6 protein-coding genes and 1 pseudogene are annotated in these 7,729 nt (G+C 52.0%); 6 read left to right on the forward strand and 1 reads right to left on the reverse strand.

The annotated features are described in order from the left end of the window. The first annotated feature begins 2 nt into the window (after positions 1–2). The 4 genes from paaK to F3J30_RS00115 all read left to right on the forward strand — a co-directional run bounded on the left by paaK (position 3) and on the right by F3J30_RS00115 (position 3,795). Positions 3–1,319, forward strand: coding sequence for a phenylacetate--CoA ligase PaaK (gene paaK, locus F3J30_RS00100; RefSeq protein ID WP_166715206.1), 1,317 nt, complete (start codon positions 3–5; stop codon positions 1,317–1,319). A 79-nt stretch (positions 1,320–1,398) separates the two neighbouring features. Further along, positions 1,399–2,334: a phenylacetic acid degradation operon negative regulatory protein PaaX gene (gene paaX / locus F3J30_RS00105; RefSeq protein ID WP_014070179.1), complete on the forward strand. Its 936-nt coding sequence runs from the start codon at positions 1,399–1,401 to the stop codon at positions 2,332–2,334. A gap of 9 nt (positions 2,335–2,343) precedes the next feature. Beyond that, positions 2,344–2,940, forward strand: coding sequence for a phenylacetic acid degradation protein PaaY (gene paaY / locus F3J30_RS00110; RefSeq protein ID WP_014070180.1), 597 nt, complete (start codon positions 2,344–2,346; stop codon positions 2,938–2,940). Positions 2,941–3,126: 186 nt separating this feature from the next. Beyond that, complete coding sequence (locus F3J30_RS00115; RefSeq protein ID WP_166715207.1) at positions 3,127–3,795, forward strand: epoxyqueuosine reductase QueH; 669 nt, start codon at positions 3,127–3,129, stop codon at positions 3,793–3,795. Positions 3,796–3,956: 161 nt separating this feature from the next. Here F3J30_RS00115 and F3J30_RS00120 read toward each other — a convergent pair whose 3' ends face one another. After that, complete coding sequence (locus tag F3J30_RS00120; RefSeq protein ID WP_166715208.1) at positions 3,957–5,318, reverse strand: hypothetical protein; 1,362 nt, start codon at positions 5,316–5,318, stop codon at positions 3,957–3,959. 192 nt (positions 5,319–5,510) lie between these two features. Here F3J30_RS00120 and F3J30_RS00125 point away from each other — a divergent pair. Both F3J30_RS00125 and F3J30_RS00130 read left to right on the forward strand, forming a co-directional pair. Beyond that, a pseudogene (locus F3J30_RS00125) lies at positions 5,511–5,646 on the forward strand (IS3 family transposase); the annotation flags it as partial. A 627-nt stretch (positions 5,647–6,273) separates the two neighbouring features. Then, positions 6,274–7,611, forward strand: coding sequence for a TolC family outer membrane protein (locus F3J30_RS00130; protein WP_166715209.1), 1,338 nt, complete (start codon positions 6,274–6,276; stop codon positions 7,609–7,611). Positions 7,612–7,729: the final 118 nt, after the last annotated feature.

Consider the following 7,729-nt stretch of genomic DNA (forward strand, 5'->3'; position numbering starts at 1 on the left):
CAATGACAATTAATACAAAGCTTGATCCGATCGAAACCGCGTCCATTGATGAGTTACAGGCGTTGCAGACTGAGCGCATGAAATGGACGCTGAACCACGCTTATCACAACGTGCCAATGTACAAACGCAAGTTTGATGCGGCGGGCGTTCACCCTGACGATTTCAAAGAGCTGGCGGATATCCGTAAATTCCCGTGCACCACGAAACAGGATCTTCGCGATAACTACCCGTTCGATACCTTTGCCGTACCGATGGAGCAGGTGGTGCGTATCCACGCCTCCTCCGGCACGACCGGCAAACCGACGGTGGTGGGTTACACCCAGAATGACATTGATACCTGGGCCAACATTGTCGCCCGCTCCCTGCGTGCTGCTGGTGGCAGCGCGAAAGATAAAATCCACGTGGCCTACGGTTACGGGCTGTTTACCGGCGGGCTGGGCGCACACTATGGCGCAGAACGTTTAGGGGCCACGGTGATCCCGATGTCCGGCGGGCAGACTGAAAAACAGGCGCAGCTTATCCGTGATTTCCAGCCGGACATGATCATGGTGACGCCGTCTTACTGTCTTAATCTGATTGAAGAGCTGGAGCGCCAGATGGGTGGCGATGCCAGCCAGTGTTCCCTGCGCGTGGGCGTGTTTGGTGCCGAGCCGTGGACACAGGCCATGCGCCGCGAAATCGAAAAACGTCTGGGCATTACCGCGCTGGATATTTACGGTCTGTCAGAGGTGATGGGCCCGGGCGTGGCGATGGAATGCATTGAAACCGCCGATGGCCCGACAATCTGGGAAGATCATTTCTACCCTGAAATTGTTAATCCGAACGATGGCACGCCGCTGGAAGATGGCGAGCTGGGCGAACTGCTGTTCACCACGCTCACCAAAGAAGCATTGCCGGTGATCCGTTATCGCACCCGAGACCTGACCCGCCTGCTGCCCGGTACGGCACGCACTATGCGGCGTATGGACCGGATCAGCGGTCGCAGCGACGATATGCTGATTATTCGTGGCGTAAACGTCTTCCCATCGCAGCTGGAAGAGGAGATCGTCAAGTTTGAGCACCTGTCTCCGCACTACCAGCTGGAGGTGAATCGTCGTGGTCATCTTGATTCGCTTTCTGTGAAGGTCGAGCTTAAAGAGAGTAGCCTGACGTTGACCCACGAACAGCGCTGTCAGGTGTGCCATAACCTGCGCCACCGCATTAAGTCGATGGTGGGGATCTCAACCGACGTGACTATCGTGAACTGCGGCAGTATTCCGCGCTCCGAAGGCAAAGCCTGTCGCGTGTTCGACCTGCGTAAAGTGGCGGCCAACGGCTAACCGTAACCCCTCTTTCCTGGGGAGAGAGGGGTGCTTTAAAACTGTGCTATGATTCATCCAGGAAAAAAATCACAACAGAATGAATCACATGAATAAACTCGACGCCTTTATCCAGCACGCTGTTAGCTCGGTTCCCATCAGTGGTACTTCGCTTATTTCTTCCCTTTATGGTGATGCGCTTTCCCATCGCGGTGGCGAGATTTGGCTTGGAAGCCTTGCCGCGCTGCTCGAAGGGATGGGCTTTGGCGAACGTTTTGTGCGTACCGCGCTGTTTCGCCTCAACAAAGAGGGCTGGCTGGATGTGTCCCGCATCGGGCGTCGCAGTTTTTACCGCCTGAGCGATAAAGGGTTAAGGCTGACCCGTCGCGCGGAAAATAAAATCTACCGTGCCGAGTTGCCCGCCTGGGACGGTAAATGGCTGTTGTTATTGTCTGAAGGGCTGGACAAAACCACCCTTGCTGATGTGAAAAAACAGCTGATTTGGCAAGGGTTTGGCACGCTGGCCCCGAGCCTGATGGCGTCTCCCTCACAGCATCTGGCCGATGTGCAGTCGTTGCTGCATGACGCGGGTGTGGCGGAAAACGTTATCTTTTTTGAAGCGCATTCACCGCTGGCGCTTTCCCGGGCGGCTCTGCGCTCGCGCGTGGAGGAGTGCTGGCAGCTAACAGAACAGAATACGATGTACGAGGCGTTTATCGACTCATTCCGCCCGTTGCTACCGCTGCTAAAAGAGGCCGCGCCGGAAGAGCTGACGCCGGAACGTTGCTTCCAGATCCAGCTGTTACTGATTCACTTTTATCGTCGTGTGGTGCTTAAAGATCCGCTGCTGCCCGAGGAGTTGCTCCCGGCGCACTGGGCAGGGCAAAGCGCAAGACAGTTGTGCATTAATATCTACCAGCGCGTAGCGCCGGGGGCGTTGGCGTTTGTCAGCGAGAAAGGTGAAACCTCGGTAGGCGAATTGCCTGTGCCTGGCACGCTCTATTATCAACGCTTTGGTGGCCTGAATATCGCATAAGGAGTGGGGATGCCTGTTTATCAAATTGACGGCCTGACGCCGGTGGTGCCTGAAGAGAGTTATGTTCATCCGACCGCCGTGCTGATTGGCGATGTGATCCTGGGCAAAGGGGTTTACGTTGGCCCAAATGCCAGCCTGCGCGGGGACTTTGGCCGTATCGTGGTGAAAGATGGGGCCAATATCCAGGATAACTGCGTGATGCACGGCTTCCCGGAACAAGACACCGTGGTGGAAGAGGACGGGCATATCGGCCACAGCGCCATTTTGCATGGCTGCGTCATCCGGCGTAACGCGCTGGTGGGCATGAACGCGGTGGTGATGGACGGGGCCGTGATCGGCGAAAACAGTATCGTGGGTGCCGCGGCGTTTGTGAAAGCGAAGGCAGAGATGCCAGCAAACCATTTGATTATTGGCAGCCCGGCGAAAGCGATACGTGAACTTAGTGCTCAGGAAATTGAGTGGAAAATGCAGGGAACACGGGAATATCAGGTTCTGGTTGAACGCTGTAAGCTGACCATGCACCAGGTCGAGCCGCTGCGTGAGGAAGAGCCAGGCCGCAAACGGCTGGAGTTTGATGAGAATTTACGTCCGAAGTCGGCGGGGTGAGGGCGTTAGTTTGTTATTTTGAGGTCTGCTTTGTGCTGTGAGTTCAATGGGCCGATGCAACGCTATCCAATCCGGCAGCTGGCTTCGTGCCAGGAACAGACATTGCTCGGTTTGTACCGCTATTCCTGATAGCTCTGCTCTGATGCTACACTCCTTGCAAGTCTCATTACTCAAACGAATATATTTATGACCGCTGCTGATTTCAAACGCCCTAAACTGGAACTCCCTGACGGGGCAGACAAACTGCTGCTGCACTCTTGCTGTGCTCCATGTTCAGGTGAAGTGATGGAGGCGATCCAGGCCTCGGGAATCGAATACACCATCTTTTTCTACAACCCGAACATTCATCCTCAGAAAGAGTATTTGATTCGTAAGGATGAGAATATTCGCTTTGCTGAACAACACGGCGTACCGTTTATCGACGCAGATTACGACACGGACAACTGGTTTGAGCGCGCCAAAGGCATGGAATGGGAACCCGAGCGTGGCATCCGCTGCACCATGTGTTTTGACATGCGTTTTGAGCGGACTGCGCTGTACGCCGCTGAAAATGGTTTCAGCGTGATCAGCAGTTCGCTGGGCATTTCGCGCTGGAAGAATATGCAGCAAATCAACGAGTGCGGACAGCGAGCCGCCGCGCATTATCCGGGCATGGTGTACTGGGATTATAACTGGCGCAAGCAGGGCGGTTCGTCCCGCATGATTGAAATCAGCAAACGCGAGCAGTTCTATCAGCAGGAGTACTGCGGTTGCGTTTATTCACTGCGTGACAGCAACCTGCACCGCAAATCCCAGGGCCGTTCTCTTATCAAAATCGGTCAGCTTTACTACGGTAAGGAAGAAGGGCAGGACTAATTTGATTTCATGCCTTCTGGGGCATGGCTGCGCTTGTGTATACTGTACTTCAACCGTAACTCGGTCAGATAATTCGGGTACATACCCCCACCACATAGGTGGCAGGGGGTAATCATAATGTCAGCCGGTCTGCCCGCGAATAACGTAGCGGGCTTATGTCGCTATTTTTTAGGCGTGATTTTCGTCACTGAACCTGTTTGAGCTTTATCCCCGGCAGTACCATACATGGACACCAGATAAACGGCACCATCAGGCGCGGCGGTCAGGTGGTTTGGCGTTTCATCCATCGGGATATTAGCGACCAGTTTACCGTCCTTGTCCAGAACAGCTACGGTCCCGCCCGCACGGGTGGCGGCGAAAACCTGCGACGTCACAGGATCCCAGACGACAGATACGCCCCCGGCACCAATGTAAGTATCAGCGATGACCTTGCCTTGCGCATCAAGAACCACGACATTGTTCGTCTCCTGGGAAACGACGTACAGACGGCCGGTCTTCGGATCGCGAGCGATGTCGGTTGCGCCTTGCGCCTCAGGTACTTTCACCGTCGTGCTCTTGCCCGTTTTAAGATCAATCCAACCTACCCATGGCGTATCGCGGCTGACGCCATAGAGTTTCCCACCAGCACTGTCGAGGGCAAGATCGGTATTGTTAAACAGGCTTTTGCCACGCTCTACCACGAACTCCAGTTGACCGATGTGTTCCAGCGTTTTTGTGTCATATACCTCGATAAAACCGGTCAATGCTGCGCTGACATAGGCCCGATTGTGGGCTTCATCAACAATCACATCGCGTGGATGTGCGACAGATCCCTCGGGAAAGACTTTCACAACGGAAAGGGTCCTGGCGTCATAGACGGTCACCGTCTCGGCAAGCGTGTTCGTCGTCCAGACATGATGATGGACATTATCAACACCGACGCCGAAGACACCAATCTGCTCACCCTTTTTGTCTTTAGGCAGCGTAGCCTCTGCTTCGACAGCCAGCGTTGCGGCGTTCAGTCTCATCAGGCGGCTACCATCCTTTGGGCCGCGAGCAGAGGTCACGAACAGCTTCCCGTCGACCGAAATTGCCGACTGATAAGCCCGCTCACCGACGGGAACGGTTTGCAGCCTGAAAGCTTCGGTGTTTTTCGGGGGAACAACCTGGGATAATTTCAGCATAACCTGCGAAACGCTCGCGGGATTCTGCGTGATCACAGTGAGTGGATGAAGGCCTGTAGCAGCATCAGCCGGAACGTTTAACGGAATAGTGAGGTTTCCCTTCTCGTCGGCGGTCAGTGGTTTCGGTGTCAGGACTTCAGTACCATTCAGCATGGTGACGGTCGCCCCCGCTTGCAGGCTCTTAATGGTTATAACCGTTTTATCTCCGGGTTTAACAGGAACTTCCCGTGATCCGGCACGGATACTTCCCGGAAAGGTCGTGCTGGCGGCTACCCATTGGCTATCGGCGTATGCCGTTGTGGCGGTTGATATCGCAATAGTGGAGGCCAACAGCATTGTTCGGACTGAAATTCTTCTCATCTTATCTCCATAAACTGTATTGATGCTGCATCTCAATGCAGCCACAGGTTATTCCCCACGTACTGCGTCTTACCTTCCGCCATGAGAAATATGTCTTGTTATAAGCGCATTCAACATACCACAAGAATGCAAATAATTATCATTACTGTTTTTGGTATTATCTTAAATGCAGAGGGTGTTTGATGTAGGAGGATGAACGAGTCGTTCGCAAGAAAACCAGTGGGTTGGGCAATGTCGCTTTCACCGGACAGCAGACTCACCATGAAAAACTCACGGTAAGTCCGTGGGCGTGATGTTCCACAGCGATCAGGGTAACCATTATGCGAGCATAGTTTGTTAGCGTTATCAATGTGGAGTTAATAATCTGTTTTAAGGTATGAATGCAGTGTTATTGATTTTTGTGTATGTTTTCTTGGTTTAACTAACCGGATTTTGGATTTATATAAGAATAACCGTCTGCTTTTCATTTTTAGAGTGGAGCATAATTACGCTATTTGAATTTTGTCCAGTGAAAAATAAAATTATTATGTTGCAAGTTACCTAAATTGACGCTTATTTGAAAATCTTTGTGTATGACGCGCGATGAAATTAACCCAAAAATGTACAGCTCCTGTTTTATGAATTTTACTTAAATAACAATAGCTTTATTTGTTTCATTTGAAAGTCTATTTTTCCCCTATTGTACAGAAACCTTATAAATTTTCTTATTTGCAACACCTTATTAACATTGTGGGTGTAGTGACATTTTAATCATTTTGTTATGCTGCTAACGAGTTAAAAAAATAAGTAAATTCCTAATTTAAATTGCTATCTGGTCGACTCTCATTCTCACTTGAAATGGGGTGGGGCAATTTCATCTTAAATTTAGCCAAAATGGAGAGACAAATATTTGTCTATTTATCACTACCTATTTGGGGGTGGTTGTTCGTCAGCGCTCAGAGTCAGGGGGGGTAAAATGACTATATTGCAAAATTACATGTTATTGAGAATATCAGTCGCTGTAGCCTTTATTACATTGGCGGTGAACACGGCTTGTGCCAATAGCAGCCTGGCGGGTATTGCGCCGATTGCCGGAACCACCTTAAAAGAAAGTATTCTTTTTGCAATCGATCGCGATCCCTCCGTGAGCTCTCAGGCTGCACAGTTGGGCATTGGCCAGGCGCAAATAGATGAAGCGCGCAGCGGCTGGATGCCGCAAATATCATTAAACGGCAGTACTGGGCACAGCCAAACCACGGATTCCAGCGGCTCGCTGCGCAATTCGGCCGCATGGGGTTTGAGCCTGACGCAGCTGATTTATGATTTTGGTAAAACCAATAACAGCATCAGCCAGTCTTCTGCTCAACGCGACAGTTACCGCTATCAGTTAATGAGCACGCTCTCTGACGTCGCAGAAAAAACGGCCCTCAGCTATGTAGAGGTTAAGCGCTACAGCGATCTATTGCAGGCCGCGAAAGAGAATGTGCAGGCGCTCAAAAACGTCGCGCAGCTGGCAAAGCTGCGTGCGGATGCCGGAGTGAGTTCCACGTCTGATGAACTTCAGACCCAGACGCGTATCGCCGGGATGCAGGCAACGGTAGAGCAATACAACGCTGCCCTGAACAGTGCTCGCGCTCGGCTTGGGGTATTAACGGGTATGCAGGCTGAAAACTACGCTCCCGTGCCCGAGTCGTTGGCCGTTGAGCCGGATTCACTTAATCGCATTGATTACTCCGTCATCCCTGTGGTGATGGCCGCGCAGAACATGGAACGTTCAGCACAGTATGGCGTGGAAACGGCGAAATCTCAGCACTGGCCGACCTTAAGCCTGAAAGGGGGGCGTACCCGTTATGAGTCAGACAATCGCTCATACTGGGATGACCAAGTTCAACTCAATATTGACGCACCGCTGTATCAGGGCGGCGCGGTATCGGCACGCGTGCGCCAGGCAGAAGGCGCACGGGCGATGGCATCCTCTCAGGTTGACCAGGCGCGATTCGACGTATTGCAAAAGGCCTCTGTTGCGCAGGCTGACTGGACTGGCGCTCGCGGGAGAATGGACGCTGGACGGCTTCAACTGGAAAGCGCATTACGTGCCCGCGATGTCTACAAAAATGAATATACGCTGAGCAAACGCAGCATTAACGATTTGCTCAGCGTTGAACAGGATGTCTGGGCTGCCACCTCAGCGAAAATAATGGCTGAATATGACGCCTGGAGTTCGGCGATTAATTATGCTTCCGCGGTTGATAATTTAATGCCGATTATCGGAGTCGAGAAAAACGTTGCCGCTAAATTACCTGATTTAAGTTAAAAAAACACGCACCTGCCGGTGCGAAATAAGTCTGAAAATAATGGGTGATTTTTCCCAGGGATAGCTACATCCATCTGGTGGACATATCCACAGGAATCCGTACACCTGCAAGGAGAAG

Source organism: Enterobacter sp. Tr-810 (assembly GCF_011752765.1).
In the GTDB taxonomy this organism is placed as follows: Bacteria; Pseudomonadota; Gammaproteobacteria; order Enterobacterales; family Enterobacteriaceae; genus Enterobacter; species Enterobacter soli.